The sequence below is a fragment of the Bradyrhizobium sp. CFUWI genome (assembly GCF_056429085.1).
This window is the reverse complement of sequence record NZ_JBWJZE010000309.1, coordinates 1-391: the sequence shown is the minus strand read 5'-3', so window position 1 is coordinate 391 and position 391 is coordinate 1. Positions and strand designations below refer to the sequence as shown.

The 391-nt window shown below is 61.1% G+C and carries 1 protein-coding gene; it reads right to left on the bottom strand.

Annotated elements, in window-relative coordinates:
* Window positions 1-391: P-type ATPase actuator domain-containing protein (locus AC066S_RS39950; protein ID WP_478272087.1), on the bottom strand; the 391-nt coding region annotated here is incomplete at both ends.

Below are 391 nucleotides of genomic sequence, written 5' to 3'. Positions count from 1 at the left end.
TTCCGCCGGCGACGTGAAAATCAGCAGCGTGACAATGGTCCGCACGTCCTGCGTGATCAGGTACACGCCAATCAGAAATAGGAAGACGACGGGGATGAGCCAGCCGGCCACCTTGTCGGCCAGCTTTTGCACTGGGGCTTGCTCAGCCTCGGCGTTCTCTACGAGGGCGATGATGCGGGAAAAGGTTGTATCGTCACCCAGTTGCTCCACCAGGACGTCCAAGGCACCAGACTCGACGACCGTTCCGGCAAAAACCTGACTTCCCATCGCCTTGTCCTTGGGCACGCTCTCGCCAGTGATGGTCGCTTCATTCACCGCACCTTGCCCGCTGAGCACCCGGCCGTCGACTGGGATCTTCTCCCCGGTGCGAACCAGCACGATGTCGCCCAGC